Source organism: Arthrobacter burdickii, from assembly GCF_030433645.1.
Lineage (GTDB): Bacteria > Actinomycetota > Actinomycetes > Actinomycetales > Micrococcaceae > Arthrobacter_D > Arthrobacter_D burdickii.
The window spans coordinates 2,913,198-2,929,854 of sequence record NZ_JAROCG010000001.1 but is presented as its reverse complement, the minus strand read 5'-3'; the positions used below and the strand labels follow the sequence as shown (position 1 = coordinate 2,929,854).

19 protein-coding genes are annotated in these 16,657 nt (G+C 63.8%); 3 read left to right on the top strand and 16 right to left on the bottom strand.

Going from position 1 to position 16,657, the window contains the following annotated elements:
* Positions 1 to 77 precede the first annotated feature (77 nt).
* The 6 genes from P5G52_RS13845 to terL all read right to left on the bottom strand — a co-directional run bounded on the left by P5G52_RS13845 (position 78) and on the right by terL (position 7,266).
* Positions 78 to 1,145, bottom strand: coding sequence for a phage major capsid protein (locus tag P5G52_RS13845; RefSeq protein ID WP_301228289.1), 1,068 nt, complete (start codon positions 1,143 to 1,145; stop codon positions 78 to 80).
* 10 nt (positions 1,146 to 1,155) lie between these two features.
* Entirely contained in the window at positions 1,156 to 1,506 is a 351-nt protein-coding gene (locus tag P5G52_RS13840; RefSeq protein ID WP_301228287.1) for a DUF2190 family protein, read from the bottom strand.
* Between the two features lie 11 nt (positions 1,507 to 1,517).
* Entirely contained in the window at positions 1,518 to 2,723 is a 1,206-nt protein-coding gene (locus P5G52_RS13835) for a hypothetical protein (RefSeq protein WP_301228285.1), read from the bottom strand.
* Between the two features lie 168 nt (positions 2,724 to 2,891).
* A complete protein-coding gene (locus P5G52_RS13830; protein WP_301228283.1) occupies positions 2,892 to 3,950 on the bottom strand; it encodes a phage minor head protein in 1,059 nt (352 codons plus the stop codon).
* 239 nt (positions 3,951 to 4,189) lie between these two features.
* Positions 4,190 to 5,740, bottom strand: a complete 1,551-nt coding sequence (locus tag P5G52_RS13825) for a hypothetical protein (RefSeq protein WP_301228281.1) — start codon at positions 5,738 to 5,740, stop codon at positions 4,190 to 4,192.
* Positions 5,741 to 5,781: 41 nt separating this feature from the next.
* The gene (gene terL, locus P5G52_RS13820) at positions 5,782 to 7,266 is read right to left on the bottom strand and encodes a phage terminase large subunit (RefSeq protein ID WP_301228279.1); all 1,485 of its coding nucleotides are present in this window, start codon (positions 7,264 to 7,266) and stop codon (positions 5,782 to 5,784) included.
* Positions 7,267 to 7,611: 345 nt separating this feature from the next.
* Between terL and P5G52_RS13815 the strand changes: the two genes are divergently transcribed.
* The gene (locus tag P5G52_RS13815; RefSeq protein ID WP_301228277.1) at positions 7,612 to 8,190 is read left to right on the top strand and encodes a hypothetical protein; all 579 of its coding nucleotides are present in this window, start codon (positions 7,612 to 7,614) and stop codon (positions 8,188 to 8,190) included.
* 72 nt (positions 8,191 to 8,262) lie between these two features.
* On the opposite strand, the gene P5G52_RS13810 is transcribed toward P5G52_RS13815, so the two are convergent.
* From P5G52_RS13810 to P5G52_RS13795, 4 genes are read right to left on the bottom strand one after another with little or no spacing between them, the layout of a single operon-like run.
* Positions 8,263 to 9,066, bottom strand: a complete 804-nt coding sequence (locus tag P5G52_RS13810; RefSeq protein ID WP_301228276.1) for a hypothetical protein — start codon at positions 9,064 to 9,066, stop codon at positions 8,263 to 8,265.
* The gene (locus tag P5G52_RS13805) at positions 9,059 to 9,241 is read right to left on the bottom strand and encodes a hypothetical protein (protein ID WP_301228274.1); all 183 of its coding nucleotides are present in this window, start codon (positions 9,239 to 9,241) and stop codon (positions 9,059 to 9,061) included. The genes P5G52_RS13810 and P5G52_RS13805 overlap by 8 nt, the downstream gene beginning before the upstream one ends.
* A complete protein-coding gene (locus P5G52_RS13800) occupies positions 9,238 to 9,558 on the bottom strand; it encodes a hypothetical protein (RefSeq protein WP_301228272.1) in 321 nt (106 codons plus the stop codon). The genes P5G52_RS13805 and P5G52_RS13800 overlap by 4 nt, the downstream gene beginning before the upstream one ends.
* Positions 9,559 to 9,609: 51 nt before the next feature.
* Positions 9,610 to 10,218 carry an HGGxSTG domain-containing protein gene (locus P5G52_RS13795; protein WP_301228270.1) on the bottom strand — a complete coding sequence of 203 codons (609 nt, stop codon included), beginning with the start codon at positions 10,216 to 10,218 and terminating at the stop codon, positions 9,610 to 9,612.
* Positions 10,219 to 10,390: 172 nt separating this feature from the next.
* Between P5G52_RS13795 and P5G52_RS13790 the strand changes: the two genes are divergently transcribed.
* Positions 10,391 to 10,771: a hypothetical protein gene (locus P5G52_RS13790; protein ID WP_301228268.1), complete on the top strand. Its 381-nt coding sequence runs from the start codon at positions 10,391 to 10,393 to the stop codon at positions 10,769 to 10,771.
* Positions 10,772 to 10,864: 93 nt separating this feature from the next.
* Here P5G52_RS13790 and P5G52_RS13785 read toward each other — a convergent pair whose 3' ends face one another.
* Together P5G52_RS13785 and P5G52_RS13780 are read right to left on the bottom strand one after the other, a co-directional pair.
* Positions 10,865 to 11,566: a hypothetical protein gene (locus P5G52_RS13785; protein WP_301228266.1), complete on the bottom strand. Its 702-nt coding sequence runs from the start codon at positions 11,564 to 11,566 to the stop codon at positions 10,865 to 10,867.
* 55 nt (positions 11,567 to 11,621) lie between these two features.
* Positions 11,622 to 12,995, bottom strand: coding sequence for a hypothetical protein (locus P5G52_RS13780; RefSeq protein ID WP_301228264.1), 1,374 nt, complete (start codon positions 12,993 to 12,995; stop codon positions 11,622 to 11,624).
* Positions 12,996 to 13,346: 351 nt separating this feature from the next.
* On the opposite strand from P5G52_RS13780, the gene P5G52_RS13775 reads away from it, so the two are divergent.
* Complete coding sequence (locus P5G52_RS13775) at positions 13,347 to 13,772, top strand: hypothetical protein (RefSeq protein ID WP_301228262.1); 426 nt, start codon at positions 13,347 to 13,349, stop codon at positions 13,770 to 13,772.
* Positions 13,773 to 13,904: 132 nt separating this feature from the next.
* Here P5G52_RS13775 and P5G52_RS13770 read toward each other — a convergent pair whose 3' ends face one another.
* The 4 genes from P5G52_RS13770 to P5G52_RS13755 form a co-directional block, all read right to left on the bottom strand.
* Entirely contained in the window at positions 13,905 to 14,243 is a 339-nt protein-coding gene (locus tag P5G52_RS13770) for a VRR-NUC domain-containing protein (RefSeq protein WP_301228260.1), read from the bottom strand.
* 413 nt (positions 14,244 to 14,656) lie between these two features.
* The gene (locus P5G52_RS13765) at positions 14,657 to 15,907 is read right to left on the bottom strand and encodes an IS256 family transposase (protein ID WP_301228747.1); all 1,251 of its coding nucleotides are present in this window, start codon (positions 15,905 to 15,907) and stop codon (positions 14,657 to 14,659) included.
* A gap of 138 nt (positions 15,908 to 16,045) precedes the next feature.
* A complete protein-coding gene (locus P5G52_RS13760) occupies positions 16,046 to 16,210 on the bottom strand; it encodes a hypothetical protein (RefSeq protein ID WP_301228259.1) in 165 nt (54 codons plus the stop codon).
* Positions 16,207 to 16,575, bottom strand: coding sequence for a hypothetical protein (locus tag P5G52_RS13755; protein WP_301228257.1), 369 nt, complete (start codon positions 16,573 to 16,575; stop codon positions 16,207 to 16,209). Before P5G52_RS13755 ends, P5G52_RS13760 begins: the two co-directional genes overlap by 4 nt.
* Between the last annotated feature and the right edge of the window lie 82 nt (positions 16,576 to 16,657).

The window sequence follows — 16,657 nt, the reverse complement described above, 5'->3', positions numbered from 1 at the left end:
GGGGTGCCCCCGGTGGGCGCGTACTGGGATTGATGCCAGCGAGTCAGTCGCGGTCATCCCACCGGGGGCTGGTGGTGCTAGGCGCCGGCCGAGGCCCAGACGCCGGTGGTGAAGCCTGGGTCGATGCCGTAGACGTCGCGTCCTCGGAACCAGATCGTGTCGTCGTTGAACGAGCCCGCCTCGACGGGCAGGTCACCGCCGCCGACGCTCGCGCCCTGGTCGCGCTTGACCCGGATGTCGACCGTCTCCTCACCCGAGAGGAGGGTGCGGATGATCGAGGGCAGGTCCGAGGACTTGCCCTGCACGAGCGCCCACGCCGTGTTCTGGCCGGAGCCGAGGCGCTGGCCGACGGTGCGGGACTCGAGCGGGGTGACGACGTTGCTGAACGGGTTCTGCACGCGGGTCTTCGTGACCTTGCTGCCGTCGGTGACCTGCATCTCCAGCTCGGTCGAGCGCAGGACCCGGTTGACCTCGGTGCGCAGCGCGGGGCCGTGCACGAGGACGAGGTCGGACACGTCGACGAGCTCGCCGCGGTGGTTCTCGCGGACGGCGAGTTCCTTGATCGCGGCGTCGAGGTTCTCCGGCGTGAACGCCAGCGTCTTCACGGCACCGAAGAGTGCCGTGTTCCAGCCGTTGTCCTTGACCAGGAGGTCAGCGACCTTGTTGTTCTGGCCCTTGATGGAGCCGTTGCCGAGGAACTTCGGGAAGTTCGCGAGGGCGCTGAAGTCGCGGCTGCGGCGCAGCTCCCACGTGAGGCCGTAGGACTTGCCGTGTTTGCCGTTGCCGTGCGTCAGCTCGGTCTCGGACAGCGTGCCGCCCTTGTACTCCTCGCCCTGCTTCACCGTCTCGAACGCGTCGCCGGACCACAGGTCGACGAGCTTGTGGCGGTTGAAGTCGTCGACGGTGATGTCGACGAGGAGGGGCTCGAACTCCTTGACGGCGTCCTTCTGCGCGGTGACGGCCTGCTTTGAGAAGGCCTGGCCGAGGAGGACGGGGAAGTCGGAGGTGCTCAGTGCTTCGAGCAGGGTGGCCTGCTTGAAGTAGTCGGCACCGGACTTGCCGGCCTTGAACAGGCGGGCGGCTTCGAAGACGCGCTCCTGGTGGGTGGGTGCCTTGCGGAACCCTTCGTTGACGAGTGTGTCCATGGTGGTCTCCTTACACGCCAGCGGCGGTCTGGGTGGTGTAGCCGATCGGGGCTACTTCGAGTGGGCCGGTGCCGGTTCCCTTGGTCCCCAGCGCGGTGCCGAAGAGGTAGTTGCCGGTCGCCGTGGCGGTGAGGGTGCGGTCGGCCTTGATGTAGACCGGGTCGCCGACGTTGGCCACTGCGCCGGTGACCTGGAGGTCGTAGGAGCCGTCGAGCCACAGGGTGGCTTTGCCGTCGGTCTCGCGGTCGATCTGGGCGACGCCGCAGATCTGGCCGACCTTGACCGGCTCGCCGGACTTCACCCCGGCGGGGACGGGGACGCTGATGTGCAGGGCATTGGTGTACCGCTGGTTCTTTGCCATGGGGTGCCTCCTTAGAGCGCGTTGACGATGTCGTCGTCGGTGATTGTCTTGGACTCGCCGACGGGCGTGGTGTCGCCGACGCCGTCGACCTTGCCGGCGCCCTGAAGGACCTTGAGTTCCGCGGCGGACTCGGTGGCCTCGGTGCGCAGGGCGTCCGTGGTCATGGGCGAGCCCTTGGCGGTGAAGGACTCGAAGATTCGAGCCTTTGTGCGGGGCGCCTCGAGGCCTGCGAACGCCTCGGCGATCACGGCCTCGGCTACGGACTTGCGGAGGTCGGCGTTGTCGGCTTCCAGCGCGGTGACCCGGCCGGCGTCCTGCTTGAGGGTCGCCAGTTCGGCTTCCTCAATCTGGGTTGTAGTCATTGCTGACTCCTTCCTTTCGGTTACCCCAGCCGGGATCGGTGGGGAATTCTTGGACTCCTGTGCGGCGTCGTCGGCCGGGGGAGTGATGGGGGTGTAGGTCGTGACGCGGCGGACTTCGATGAGGTCGCCGCTCAGGGTGGCTGTCGTGTCGGTCATCGTGTAGGCCTGCTGCCAGGTGTGGGACTCGTCCTCGGATTCCTGGGTGAACCACACGTTCGCTTCGTCGTAGTCGAGGACCCACAGCCACACGCCGTCGGCGCCGTACGCTTCCTTCACGGCGGCGCTGAGGGCGTCGCGGGTGTCGTTCGCTGTGGCCTCGGCAATGCGGTGCACGGCGGCTTCGAGGACGTCGCTGATGCGCCCGCCCCTGCCCGCGACTGTCACGAAGTCCACCCGGTTCAGCGGGTTCGGGTGGAGCTTCTCGACGATGTGGCCCTTGCGTCCCTCGGCCTCACCGATGGTGACGTCGGCGCCGGCGCTGATCGAGGTGCCGATGTACTCGGCGAACTCGGTGATGGTCTCCCGATACTGGGACCCGAGGAGCGCTTCGGACTTGAGGCGACCCTTCACACCTGTCTTCGGGTCCGTCCAGTCGGGCTCCCACTCGGCGTCCTCGGTGAGCACAGCAGCGAGGGTGCGGAGCGAGCCCGCGGAGTTCTCGATGCGCTCGGAGGCGCCCATGTGGTCGATGTGCTGCTGCGTCCCGCGGGGGAACACGCGATCGGCGGCTGCCTGCTCCAGCATCTCCGCCGAGTAGTAGCCGGAGGACCCCCAGCCGGGAGTGATGAGCGTGATCTCGAGTCGACCGGTCTTCGTCGGGGCGAGGGTGCCCGCCTCGGTGATGAGTGTCGGCATTGACCGGCCTCCTATGCTGGTGGTGTGGGAATGGACGATGCGAATGATGGTGGTGGGCCGGGTGAGTGCCGCGGTCACGTCTTCGTGTTGCGGGGGATCAGCTTGGCCTCGAATGGCGCCCGCATGGAGTCCGTGTGCCGTTACTGCGGGACGTTTAGCTACACGGCGTCACGCCAGGACTGACGCCCGCAGGTCCCGGACCGGGGTGATGGTGACGCTGTCTCGCCACCCGTCGTTCTGCTGGACGCGGGAGAGGTCCGACCAGGACGCTGCGCCGGACTTGTAGAGCTCGAGGCGGCCGGGGCCCATGATCTGCAACTGCGTCTTGTCGGTGAGCGACCCGAACCATTCCTCGCTGGACTTTGTGAGCGACGGCGGCTCCTCGATGTCGAAGCCGAGTTCCCTCCACGTCTTCGTCACCGGGATCCGGTCGCACCGGCAGTTTTGGTGCCCGTTGGGGCCTTCGACGTCGGGCGGGTACTCGGTGCCGTGCTTGGACAGGCAGGCGATGCAGGTGCGGGCGGACAGTTGTGAGCCCCATGACCAGCCGGCCACGACGTCGGGGTTCGCGATGTCCGCGGCGCGGCCGCCACTTCGGTGGGCGTCGAGTGTTTCGGTCCTCGCTATGGTGAGTGCCCGGTTGAGCCCACCGTTGAAGTGCCCCTCTGTCTCCCGGATCATCCGCCGTGCGGTGACCCGGGGGTTGTCGCCGACGGCGACGCCGCGGACGAGGTTGCGGCGCATGGCCAGCTGAGCGTCCTCGGAGAGCGGCAGCGTGTCCTTGGTGATCTGCTGGGTGATCCTCGTGACGATCGCGTCCATGGCCGGGGTGGAGACCTGCGTGAACGTTGGCAGGACGGCCACCTGCCCCTCCGGTGGGAGCTGGGAGGCGATGGTGTCGATCTGCGACTGCGCGGCGGCCAGGGCGGCCCGTGCGACGTCGGCCTGCACCGTGACCTGCGTCAGTTCGGCGAGCTCATCCAACCGTTCCGCAGCGAGGCTGAGTGCCTTCCGGAGCCGGATGTTCCGTGCCACTTGCGATCCGGTGAGGCGCCCGTCCTTCGCCGACGCGAGTAGCTCGGTGAGAGCGGCGTCGAAGTCAGGTGCGAGGGTGTCCCATGCTTCGACCCACGCTTTCGTCAGGGCGAGGGTCTGCGCGTCCAGTGTCGCGTTCAGGTCGTCGCGCCGGTCCGCGAGGAGTGCGAGTGTGCGGGCGTTGATACTCATCGTCACCTTCCAGCACGTCGTACTCGTCTTCGACTAGGCGGCCGAGCTTCCCGAACTGCACCACCCTCACGACTTGCGCCACCCTTGAGCGACGAGCCGGTCGGCGATGTGCTCAGGGAACAGGCGGCCAAGCTCCGTCTTGAAGCCGCAGGTGCACCTGTCGTTTGGGCCCATCGGATCGAGGCGGTGATGCTGCCCAAGTTCCAACGTCAGCTCCCACGCGGGATCGTATGGTGGCCTCACCGCAGCCCCTCGCTTGGGTCTTGCCCGGCGCGGAAGCGGCGGGCCGCGTCGTCACCGGCAGTGACCAGCGGGTCGATGAGGTTGCCGTCGGCGTCGGTGACCCGGTCGATGATCTCGTCGGCTTCGTCCACATCGAGTGCGTGGAGGATGAGCTTGAGGATCTCGACCTTCGGGACCGTGCCGGTGCCGTCGGCGATCTCGATGGCCTTCATGATGATGTCCAGTGGGACTTCGTCGAGGGCGGGCCACGCGAACTCGATGGTGTTCTCGGCGTCACCGGCTGGTGTCGCGTACAGGCGGTCGCCGTCGCGAACCACGGTCCCTTTGAGGGGGCCCCGGGGAGCGATGATGGCCTGCTCGATCACGTAGTCGAGGGTGGCGCGGTCGGTCTGCTCGCACAATTCCTGCCGGCCCCGCATCTCGAGGCGCTTGACGAGGTCCATGGTGACCGCGGTCGCCCTGTTCCCTGCCTGACCCGGATCCGCGAGAAGGTCGATCACGCTGACGCCCAGGGCGGCGGCGACGAGGGCCGCAACAGGGCGCCCGGACTCAGAGTCGATGGTCGCCCCGGTCTTCGGGACCGCTTCGATCTTCGTGCCCTCAGAGCCCACCGCCCAGGACCCGGCGGGCGCACCCTGCCCCACCTGCACGGCCTGCCGCATCTTCTGCGACTCAAGGCCCTTCTTCGGCACCGCCTGGTAGGCGATCTTCGACAGGGACTTCACCAGCAGGACCCAGTCCTCGATGAACTCCTTGTACGCCCTCGCGTAGGGCAGTGCAGCGTAGGTGTCGCCGATGCCCCACAGCCAGCCTTCGAGGTCGTTGACCTTCTCGTGAAGGACGGGTGCGTCCCACCGGATCTCGACGTCGCCGAGCCGCTTGGGTTTGGTGAGGGGCTGGTAGGTGAGGGCCGGGTAGTAGGCCTTCTGCTCCCGCGTGAGCCCCGTTCCAAACGTGGCGGTCGGGGTGGTTTCCTGCCAGACACGCAGGTAGTACCACGCCTCCGTCTTATCCCCGGGGGCGGTGACGATCTCGGTGATCTCGTCGAAGGGCAGGTTCCGGACGCGGACGGTCCCGTCGAGGGGGTTGGTGAAGTGGGCGCGGAAGATGTTCCCATCCGTGCCCTGCGCCTTCGTCCTGCGCTCCCGGGCTTGGGCGCCGGTGAACGTGGCCTTCGTGTCCTCACGGTCGAGGAATGCCTGCACAACGGCGTTGACGCCCTCGTCCCGTGCGCTGATCTGCACGCCCTGCCCCCACACGTAGGCGTGGCGGATGCCGAGGCCGCGCTTGATGAGCGGGTTCGCGATCGCCATGAGCCGGCCATTCGTCGCGATGCGCTTTAGTCCCTCGCGGGAAAACTCGTTGACGAGGTCCGCGTTGATCTTCGCCCACCCGGAGTCCTCGGCCGCCATCTGCAGCTGCGCCATGGACTCCTCGAGGCGGTACAGGACGGTGTCCCACTGGCCGGCGGGGACTTCCACGACGTCGCCCGAGGTCTCGGCCACGGCGGCCTCTTGGAGGCCCAGGGCTTGCAGGAACTTACTCACGGGGCCTCCTCTGTTTGGGCGTGCGTGTCAGGGGTACAGGATCAGTACGGGCTGATGCCCGACCATTCCTCGAACTGTGGTTCCACCGGTTCGAACATGCCCGCTTCGAGGGGCATGAGCAGCAGCCGGTTGATGGCCTGCGACAGGGCGTCGATCGTGTCGTCGTGGGCGCTGTTCGGGAAGTTCTTCGCTTCCTCGATGAGCTCCTCCACGTTGGGGAGCAGCTCGGCCTGGGGGAGGATGACGTTGCCCGCCTCGGTCAGCGGTGAGATGGCCGAGGCGCGGGCGTACTTGGAGCCCTCGGGCTCGATGGGGATGAGCCCCATGACCGTCTTGCCGAGCACGTTCATCACGGCAGGCCCGTTGGCTTTGTCCTCGACGAACTTCGCGACCGCTTGCGGCCACTTCGCGCTCATGGCTTCGATGGCCTTGCAGGTGGCGGTGAAGTTTAGGCGTTCCCGCACCATGTCGAGCAGGAACGCTTGCATTCCGACGCGGAGCCACACCTGGCCGACGACGTAGTCGCTGCTCTTGGTGTCCTTGAAGGCGAGGTCCCACGACTGGACGAGCTCGGTGTCCTCGCGGCCCACGCCGGGGACGGTGCGGCGCCCGTCCGGGTGCTCAATCCACATCTTCTCGGAGTAACGGGCCCATTCCTGCGGGAAGACGCCGCCCGTGTCGGGGGAGGGCCTGCCTTGGTAGAGGCTGGCCCAGGTTCGGGCGCCGGCGGTGGCCCTGCGTTGCAGCCACTGCTTGAGGGTGCGGCCGCGGGCGGACACCATGAACTCGCCTGGCTTGCGCCCGAGGGGGTCCGTCTCGCCCTTCTCCGGCCGGTGATCGGCCTGCGCGGGAATGTTGAGGACCTTCCAGCCCGCCTCTTTGTCCTGCTCCAGCAGGCGGCCGGCGAGGTCGTCCTGGTGCCAGCGGGTGAGGATGACGATGACGGGGGCGCCGGGGGCGAGGCGAGCCGACGCGGCGTCGGTCCACCAGTCCCACACGTTGTTCCGGTACGTCTCGGAGTCTGCTTCTTTGCGGTCCTTGATGGGGTCGTCGATGATCAGCATGTCCGCTGGCCGGCCGGTCACACCGGCGCCGATGCCCACGCTGAGGACGCCGCCCTGGTGGCCGTCGAGGGTCCATTCGTGCACGGCACCGTTGTCGGAGGCGATTTTCAGGTCGATGTCGTCGCTGGTGGTGATTCGGTTGCGGATGACCCGCCCGTTCCTGTTCGCGAGGTTCTGCGCGTACGAGGCGGTGACGATGCGGAGATCCGGGTTCTGGGTGAGGCACCAAATGGGGAAGTCGTTCGCGACGCGGACGCTCTTGCCCTCCTGCGGCGCCATGCAGATGATGAGCCGCGAGTCCGGGGTGTTGAACGCTTCCACGAGGGCTGCGTCGATCAGGTCGAGCGCCGGCGTCTGCACCGTCTTCGGGTTTGTCGCCAACGCCATCGCGCCCGGGAACGCCCACTTCGGTTTCCGTGGCTCGAAATGCATTGCTGCACGCTCAAACAAGTCGGTGGTCACGCGAGTCATCCTTCCGAATCGGAGGCGAACCATTCTGCTCACTCGGCACGATCTGAGGGGATACGATTGCCCATGACCAGTCGGAAACCATCAGGCAGTCAGACCAAGCAACGATCCAAACCAGCGGTTGGCGCTTCTCCGCAGGTAGTCATTCGCGACTCCAAAACATCGTTAGTAGTGGCGATTGCCGCGTTCATGGTGTCGCTACTGGCTTGGGCGTGGCCCTTCTTTGGGTGGCCCTCCGCGGGAACATCCGCGGCTAGGGAGGAAGCAGCCGAAGGCTATTGGAAAGCACTCACTCGACAATCGGAGGGTGACGACGCTCGAATCAGTCAAAGCATTAGTATGGCGCTCACCTATGCGGCCCCTGATTCCCCTGCAGCATCATATGCACGGGTAGCGCAGAACGAGTGGCTTGCTTGGCAGATCGTGGAGGAGCTACCTGAGCCGGGGACCTTAGAAGACGTCGGCTCGGGTTTTCGCTTCTGTTCCACCGCTACTACCGATAGATGTCTTGAGGTTGATAACTTCCGCTTCGATCAGAACAACCAATTACAAGACTTCACCATCAATGATATTCCTGTCTCATCCGTCACAATGCTTCCACGCGAAACCGATTATGGCGGCGCTAACATCGACCTAATCTTCAACGGGGGAATGCTCTTCACATCCTCAGATCAAATTGAGTTTGCGGTTCAGATCTACAATCGTGGCCCGGACATCGAACTCGATATGACGAGGGCTACCTACAAAGACGCAAACGGAGAATTTCGCGACGTCATGCAATACACAGGAAATGAAACGATCACGACGAATCAGCGGATGAACCTATTCGTTCGGACGCGAGGGCCCGCTGGAGGGTCTTTTGGAGTACCGTCCGGCACGGGGGCCGGTGAGGCCTGGCATTGGGTCCCAATCCGATGATGTGATTGCGGGTATAGCTCATTGAAGCCAGTTCTCGCACTATGAGAAGAGTATGGGGACACGTACCGCCTGTCAAGCGTTTAAGCGTGCCCTGTTGGTAGTGGCGGTGCGGACGCTTTCGAGGATGCCGGCGGCTGTGTACCTGTGTTCTCGGGTGGCGACGTCGCAGGTGCCGTACAGCTTCCCGCGCTGCGCCCACTTTTTGACGGTCTCGTAGCTGGTGGTGATTTGCTGTGACGCCCGGAGCGCGGAGACGATGAGGCGGAGGGACCCTTCGGCGTGCCATGCCTGGCTGATTGCCCACTGCTGCCGCTCGGCGACGTTCCAGACTGCGCCGCATTCCCGGCAGCGGCCGGTGTGTCCGCCGACCACGGCGGTGACTGCGCCGGGACAATCCCCGAAGCCGCAGACGCCGAGGCTGAGGATTTCGAGGGCCCTGTCGGTGGTCCGCCGGCACTCAGCAAGGGACTCGGCGAGTTCTTGTGCGAGGTCGCCCGCCCAGTCCTCTTTCACGATGAGGCGCAGGTGGTCGGAAAGGAACTTCGCGGCGCCTGCTGCCGGACGCTGCCGGTAGTCGAGGGCGAGGGATCCGGCCCAACCGTTGAGGAGGGACGCCAAGGTCTCGCCCTTGTCGAGGGCGTCGAGATTGATGCACGGCCTCGAGCCTGTCGACCCACCACCGATCGCCGAGCTGGTGGCGTCCTGTCGGCGGATGGTGACCTGCAGGTTCGCCCACACCTCCCGCACGGCAGCGAGATCACGAGCGAGCTGGCTGGTGTGGGTGGCGCAGAGGGTGAACCCGTCGTGCAGGGCGACGTCGCACCGGCCGTCACCGCAGAGGGTCGCCGCGGCTACCGGGGTCAGCGTTTCAGTCATCGGCGTGCCGCTCACCCAGCTTGAACAGCTGGTAGTTCATCGCCTTGCCTTCGATCACGCGCTGCAGGTCTTCGCGGTACAGGGCATGCCAGCGGGCTTGCGCGGTCCAGTTGAGGATGCAGGCGCATGCGAGGGCCACCCAGAGGCTGAGGATCACCCAGTCGAACGTGCTCACCGTTCGCCTCGGAGCCATACGCTGGCCCCGTCGGCGCCATGGAGGGTGTCGATTGGCATGAGGTTCGCGGCGACGGTGAGGATGCCTCGGACTTCTTCGCGGTACTCGGCGCGGCCAACCTGCTCGGGTACGTCAGCCCAGGGGGTGGAGCCGGGGAGTGCTTCCCATGCCCGCCGGCAGAGCTCCTCGAACGTGTCCGGCCCCATGGACTGGTCCGGGCGGGGAGTGTTGAGCCGCTCGAGGAGTGCCTCGTACTTCGGGGCCGCCACGTTCGCGGTGGCGACTCTTTCCCCTGGCTGCAGTGTGGTTTGTCCCATGCCCTAATTCTACCCTTGCCGGTGGTTATTCTGCCGCTTATCGGGGGTTTTCTACGGCGCTAGTTCGCCCAATGATCGGAGTGCGGTCGGCACCACGGTGGGCACGAGTTCCCACTGTTCCGATGACAGGTTGAGGGCGTCGAGGATGGACCGGATGGCCTGCGCCACGAGGTCGCCCTGCTGCTCGGCCAACCTGACCCGGCGTTCCTCGATGCCGGCCTTCAGCGCGGCGGTGGTGACAGCCACGAGGTGCTTCCGTTCCCCGAGGTACAGCTGGTACCAGGCGTTGAACTCGGCCCGCTCCATCGTCGTGTCGACGGGGCCCTGCGGTCCGATGCCCTGCTGCGTCTCCACTTGACCCCACACGAGCTGGTCGGGCTCGAGCTCCCGCACCTTCCCCTGCAACCACAGCACCGTCCCGTACGTCCGGCTGATCTCGTCGAGAAGGGCTTTCGCGGGGTCGATGTCCTGGGGGAGCCCAAGGGTGACGATCGCCTTTTCCATGGTGTCCTTCGCCTCCTGCTCCGCTACTCGCTTCGCGGCCGCCTTCTGCGCCTGCGGGGACTTGCCACCATGCCTGGCGCACCGCTTCTGCCCCTTCATCGGCGGGGCGCCGCACGACTCGCCGTCACGCTTCTTCGCTCCACACTCAGTTTTCATTCTCACTCCGTAAGGTAAAGGGATGGGGAACAGTGTCTTCACAGAGGAATGGATTTGGGCTGCAGCGGCCGCTCTTGTGGCTCTCGCTGGTTCCATTGGGGCTCTGACATCGTGGGCTGTAGCCGTTTACTTCAGACATAGAAATCGACCGGATCCTGAGTGGATCTTTCACATGACCGCGACCGCCTCGGAAAATTCTAGGTACGGGCTGCCGGACAGCGCGATTGTGAGCGGCAGAATAGCAAATGCCGGTGATGGTCTCGCCTTCAACTGCCATCTTGTGGGCGCTAGTTGCGAGGTCGAAATCGGGCGCCAGGACTCTGACGTTCACAACCGAGTCGGGCTGATGCGGTCCGGCGATAGCGCGCAGTTTTCGGCGTCCTGTGACCTCGAGGATTGGGACCGTGCAGTGATCGAACTGGTCTGGACTGAACCGCCCACGCGGTTGAACCGCACCAAGAATCTTTCCCTGCAGGTTGCTGAGCACTGCGAACGGCCAACAGTGCGTGTGTTCAACACGAGAACCGGTCATTACGACGAGAGGACAATCTGACGCTCGGCTGCGCTGGCGCACTGTTCTTTCCAGTGGTCACGGGGACGCAAATCGTCGCCGCTTATCTTCTTCGCACCACGCTCAGCCATTTCGTTACCGCCCTAAGTTACTTATATTGCCAGCGATCACCGCGAGCATCTTGTGAAGGTTCTTCTCGGGCTTGGTGAGATCCGTCGGAACCTCGTGTCCGCTGGCCCCAACTGGGGTCATCGCGTACACCCCGATGTTGATGGGAAACGTGTCCTCATAGTGCCCATCCGGTCCGTCGTACGAGACTTGGATGTCCGCGACAGGAGGAAGCCCCATGTCCCCTTCGCCATCGGACCAATTACGATCATCTCCGCTGAAGTGCCAATACGTCCTGATGCGGCCTTGGGGTGGCAGTACGTGTTCGATGTCGAAGAGCTTGCCTATGGCGACGGCGAGTCGATCAGGCTCGGATGGGAATTGAGGGCAGGCAATCGTCAGGTTGCGGGCAGTCGACTGGCCCGTGTTTTGTATGACCAGATCGTAAATCGACGACCCAGCGATGCTCGGCACGACTTGGGCGAAGACGTACGGGCGAGTTTGGTCGATGCTGTTTTGTCTGGTCTGGTTCAGCGTCTTCACTGCTGTCCAACCAGCCCATCCCGCCAACACCACAAGTGCGAGCGTCAGGAGTGCTGTGGCGACGTCACCGATAGTTGACCACAGGTCGAGGTATTCGAGTGGTGGGACTGAGCAGGACAACTCATCATTCTTCACAGCATTTGGAGCAAGCTCGCACGTCAACGTATCTCTGGGGATCCTTGCCATCTACACCTTCTATTGTCGAACGCTTCAGTTAATTCTGCGGTACCTGAACGGTTACCTAAGCATCGGGTTCGCGTCCTGTTGAGCCAGGGAAAAATATGCGAAAAAGATCCAATTCACTGTCGACGGTGACTTCATTACCCTCGCCGTCGATGGCGGTGCACCTGACGAAGGAGAATTTCCGATCGGCGCGTCGCTTCAACGCGAAACCGCCCATCGGGGGAGCAGTGAAGTGACAATTCAAGAAGAGAACACTAGTGGGCTTCGTAGGGCTAATCTGAATGACACCACCACTGAACTCGCTCGATTCGAAAGAGAACTTGCGATTCGCACCGGGGCGAGTTGAGGACACCACCACGGTGCCGCCGGTGAACTTGCATTTCACAAAAGCGGTGACCGGGTTTTCTGATGTGGATACTATGTTGAGGCGGCCACCCTGCACGCTAATTCTCTCCAGCGTGTTCACGCTATCGTTCTCTAGCGAGTCGGGCAGGTAGTCGGATAAGCGAACCGAGCCGGCTAATAAAGTCACGCCCGAAGCGCCCACCGGCCCCTCATTTCGGGGCGATGCCACGATGTCCCCTCCATCGATCACCCAATTACGCAGACCGGTCTTGCTTATACATCGGGTAGCATCGAAGCTGAGTTCGCCCCATGATAGTTGCCCTGCTGCGATCTGCATGTGACGCTCGACGATGCTTTGAGCGGTTCTTAGGAATTCAGTGGCGGCGGCGGACGCCTCAGATCGCGATAGCCTCATCGTAGACAGTAGTAGCCCGAGGCACGCGCTGGCTTCGCGGTCATCCCCAGCCTGCCTCCAAGAAATGATGAGGCTTTCCAAAGCGTGGAGTGCTGTGATGCGGTTGAAATCCGTCGCACTATTCAAAAGTGTGGCGATGTCAAGGTAGCGCTTTCGTAACGTGTCCAAGCTTTCAATCCTGAGGCGCTCCTCGGCTAAGGATTGTGCTTCTACGGCCAAGCGCTGCGTTTTCGCGGTGTAGTTCAGAGTCCTCTCTGAGGTCTGCTGACGCCGATAGGAGAAGAACAGGGTGACGCCAACGCCGAGAGCCGCCGCAGCGGTAACGCCATTGCGGATGACTCCAAACGTCTCGTCAGGAGTCATTCGTCGTTCCGCGGTCCACGGCATGGCGTCGCCCGTTTCGTATGCCGCGGCGACCCAGACTAGGCCTAGGACGACGAGCACGGAGAACGCAAAGCCCCAGAAAAATATGTAGGACAGATGGATCGGTTCTTGTTCATCATTCGCTGCCTCTGCTCTCGCCTTCCGGCGGGCAGCGAGGATGGTGAAGTCAGAAGTTGTGTACCCCATCCGCTGAGCATATTCGGTCGGCAGTAGCTCCATCGTCCAATGATGGTGGTGTGCGCAGTTGGCGGCGATGAGGTGGGCGGCGGCCCGCGGCGTCGGCGCCACGGGCTCACCCTCCCCAGGGAAGCCGCACCCTTCGATGAACGGGCGTGGCTGATCTTGTGAGGGGGCCACGAATCGTCCCCACTTCGAGTATTGGTTGCGGTCCAACCATGAAAGAGTCCTAGTTGACGAATAGAGCCCGAGAGTACGAAGAGGTGATCGCGAATGGGGAGTAGCGGCTGGGAGGCGCTTTGGTCGGGTCTCCTTGGGGGCATACCCGGAGCAATTCTCGCGGCGCTTGTAGCCGTATACGTCTTGAATCGCTCGAATAGACAACAGCGACATCTAGCGGCTGATGCCGTCGAAGCGCAGCGGCAACGGGATGAGATTCTTCGAGCGGACCAGGAATCTGCCTTGAGGACACAGTTGCAGGAGCAAAGACGGGAGGCAAGCAAGGCCCGGGAGTACGCTGCTGCCGCAGACTTTGCTGCCGCAGTGGAGCACATGATTCACAATGAGCTTGCGGGGGATACCCGAGTTCCTGTGTTCGAGCAGTTGCAGTCTGCTCGGATCCGTTGGGGCTTCGAAGTTGAAGATCGCAACTTCATGGAGGAGCTCAAAACCTGGCCCTATCTCCTTCAGGTCGCACACCTCAAGAGCGTCAAGGAGGATGCGTCGGCGGAGGACCAGCACCATTGGGATGAGCTGGCGCGCATAGCGCGAGCGGCTTGTGCGACCTACCCGAAAAACCCGCAGATTGGTGCGGCCCTTACGAGACGCATGAAAGCGGCCCGAAACGCTTTTGATCCGGAATGGTATCAAGAGGTAGAGGAGGAGTAGATCAAACCGACCATGCGTCATGGCGATGTCCTCGAGTCTTGCCGCGGCCGACAGCGCGGTGCGGAGTTTCTTGTGTCCCTCTAACAATCTACCTTTCACCAGGCGGTACTTCTACTACCGGTGGGGGTAGTTCTACGCAAGGGCGCGCCGGGCTGTTTCGGTGTCGCGGGGCCGCCACACGTATGCTTCGGCGCCGGCCGCCTCGAAGTTCTGCATCCACTCAACCTGCTCGGATGCGATCCGACCCGTCTCGGTCTTCAGCTCGATGACGACGAGCCGCGGGCCGCGCACGGCGAGCAGGTCAGGAAAGCCGGGCCGGATTTTCTGCACCCTGCCGTTCGCCGGGCGGTTGTCCGGGGCGTGGAACCAGCGCCAACCGTACGCCGTGAGGATTCCTTCGACCTGCCGCTGCAGCTGCCGTTCGGTGACCAGGCGCAGCAACTTGTCCCGGTCTGTCAGGCGGGAGATCACGCGCTCCACCTGGTGGTCGTAGCTTCCACGCCTACCGGGAGTGCTGGCAGGCGCTCAGAAGCCCTAGGAACGACCGAGACGCCCGAATACCCATGCGGGGCGCTCTGATCGCTCCTGAGCCCCGCCACCGGCCACCCAGCCGCCAACGAACGCTCATGCTCCCACACCCCAAACACCCGATCCTCATACGCCCGAGCATCAGTTAGTTCCAGCTTCGTCACCTGCACCCGCCGCTCCACCAAAAGCCGGTCCTCCTCAGGAGCCCCAGCCAACGCCGAACGCTCACGCGACAACCGGACCACCAGGGCGTCCGTGATGGCCTTCGCCTCGACGAAACGAGCCTCTGCCACATCCACCTCGGTGGGTCGGTGCCCGGGACTGTCGTATAAACGGTGTGTGGGTCCGGCATTTCATTAGTGGTTGGTTTTCTCGAATCGGCCCGCGAAGGTGATCGCGAACGCGTTGAGTGCGGGTTTCCACCTGATCACCCAGCGTGCTCTGCCGCCGCCGGTCGGGTCAAGGGACCTGGTGACGAGGTAGAGACACTTCAGGGCTGCGGCCTCGTTCGGGAAATGACCCCTGGCCCGCACCGCTCGGCGGTAGCGCGCGTTGATCGACTCGATCGCGTTCGTCGTGCAGATCACCCGACGAATCTCCACGTCGTACTCAAGGAAGGGTACGAACTCCGCCCAAGAGCTTTCCCAGAGCTTCACGATCGCCGGATACCGTGAGCCCCACTCGGCGGCGAACTCCGTGAACCGGTCCTTTGCCGCAGCCTCACTCGGGGCCGTATAGACGGGTTTGAGGGCTTTGACGATGCCGTCACGGTGTTGGCGGCCGGCGTAACGGAAGCTGTTGCGGATCAGGTGCACGACGCACTGCTGCACCACGGTCCGCTCCCAGGTGGTCGTGATCGCTTCCGGCAGGCCCTTGAGACCGTCACAGACGGCGATGAGCACATCGGTGACGCCACGGTTCTTCAGCTCGGAGAAGACCTGCAGCCAGAACCTCGCGCCTTCACCTCCGTCGCCGGCCCAGATGCCCAGGATCTCGCGTTCCCCGTTTGTGGTGACGCCCATGACCACATAGAACGGAGTGTTCCGCACTTGTCCATCGCGGACTTTTACGACGATCGCGTCGACGAAGAGCACCGGGTAGAGCGGATCCAGGGGACGGGAGGACCACTCGGACAGCTCCCCGGCGACTTTCTCCGTGATTCGGCTGATGGTGTCCTTGGAGACCTTCGCCCCGTAGACCTCCTCGAAGTGCGCCGCGATTTCCCCGGTGGTCAGCCCGCGGGCGGAGAGGGAGAGCACAATCTGATCGATCCCGTCCAAGCGCCGTTTCCGCTTGGGCACGATCACCGGTTCGAACGACCCGTCGCGATCCCGGGGCACCTCGATCTCGACTGGGCCGATCTCGGTCAACACGGTCTTCGACCTCGTGCCGTTGCGCATATTCGCTGCGATCGGCATCCCGCCGTGCTCGTGCCCGAGGTGCTCCGTCAACTCGGCGTCCAACGCCGTCTCGAGGACGTTCTTCGTGAGTTGGTTCAACAGCCCACCAGGGCCGACCAAGCTCACGCCTTGCTCCTTCGCTTGGGCAAGCAGGCGTTCGGCAAGGTCCTTTTGATCGATGAATTCTCCCGTCACAGGATCGATCATCGTCTCTGATACTTCGGTCGTGAAGTCGTTCACGGCCATCTCCTTCCGGATCAGGCCGGCCCCTCACACACCGTTTTTCTTACAGTCCCCGGTGCCCAGCGTGGGTGGTCGCCCTACGGGAGGGTCCGCTGATCGTGGTCATTGGGTGGCCTCCGTCGTCAGGTCGTGGATCTCCGTAATGCGGTGCGCTGCGGCGGTCGGGATGGAGCAGAGGCGGAGTGTGCCTCTCGGGTTGAAGTGCTCTTTCCGCTGGCTCCACGCTTCTCGGATCTCCTCGAGTTTGGTGGTCGGGTCTTCACTCATGGTGTGTCTCCTGGGTTCCAGTGTTTGCCTTGGTGGGTGGGTGGTCTGTCTCCGACGAGGATGTCGGCTTTGCAGCAGTGGCAGGTGTGTGCGGGTTCGGTGGGGTGGTCTTCGCAGGGTGGGCCGGGTGGTGGTGCTTCGCGTGGTTGGTCTGGTCGTTCCCAGTGCCGGCCGTCGAGGAAGATGATCGCCGGGGTGTTCTTGGTGGGGTCGTTCGCTACTCGGATGGCGGCTTCTGCGAGGGCGGGGAAGCTGGGGATCGTGGCGAGGTTCTTCCCGACCAGGGACACGATGGCTTCGATTGACCAGCGGGGCCGGATCTCGTGCAGCAACTTGGCGAGGATGACGGCCTGTTCGCGGGTCACGGGATGAGGATTTTCAGCAGGCAAGTGTCTTCTCCCTCGCGCCTAATGTCCCGAACGATTGCTTGCTTGTCTTGGACTTCAT

Excerpts from the sequence above, each read along its gene's own strand:
- P5G52_RS13845 (WP_301228289.1), bottom strand. The coding sequence starts at position 1,145 with ATGGACACACTCGTCAACGAAGGGTTCCGCAAGGCACCCACCCACCAG.
- P5G52_RS13840 (WP_301228287.1), bottom strand. The coding sequence starts at position 1,506 with ATGGCAAAGAACCAGCGGTACACCAATGCCCTGCACATCAGCGTCCCC.
- P5G52_RS13835 (WP_301228285.1), bottom strand. The coding sequence starts at position 2,723 with ATGCCGACACTCATCACCGAGGCGGGCACCCTCGCCCCGACGAAGACC.
- P5G52_RS13830 (WP_301228283.1), bottom strand. The coding sequence starts at position 3,950 with ATGAGTATCAACGCCCGCACACTCGCACTCCTCGCGGACCGGCGCGAC.
- P5G52_RS13815 (WP_301228277.1), top strand. The coding sequence starts at position 7,612 with ATGGCGCTCACCTATGCGGCCCCTGATTCCCCTGCAGCATCATATGCA.
- P5G52_RS13810 (WP_301228276.1), bottom strand. The coding sequence starts at position 9,066 with ATGACTGAAACGCTGACCCCGGTAGCCGCGGCGACCCTCTGCGGTGAC.
- P5G52_RS13800 (WP_301228272.1), bottom strand. The coding sequence starts at position 9,558 with ATGGGACAAACCACACTGCAGCCAGGGGAAAGAGTCGCCACCGCGAAC.
- P5G52_RS13795 (WP_301228270.1), bottom strand. The coding sequence starts at position 10,218 with ATGAAAACTGAGTGTGGAGCGAAGAAGCGTGACGGCGAGTCGTGCGGC.
- P5G52_RS13790 (WP_301228268.1), top strand. The coding sequence starts at position 10,391 with ATGACCGCGACCGCCTCGGAAAATTCTAGGTACGGGCTGCCGGACAGC.
- P5G52_RS13785 (WP_301228266.1), bottom strand. The coding sequence starts at position 11,566 with ATGGCAAGGATCCCCAGAGATACGTTGACGTGCGAGCTTGCTCCAAAT.
- P5G52_RS13765 (WP_301228747.1), bottom strand. The coding sequence starts at position 15,907 with ATGATCGATCCTGTGACGGGAGAATTCATCGATCAAAAGGACCTTGCC.
- P5G52_RS13760 (WP_301228259.1), bottom strand. The coding sequence starts at position 16,210 with ATGAGTGAAGACCCGACCACCAAACTCGAGGAGATCCGAGAAGCGTGG.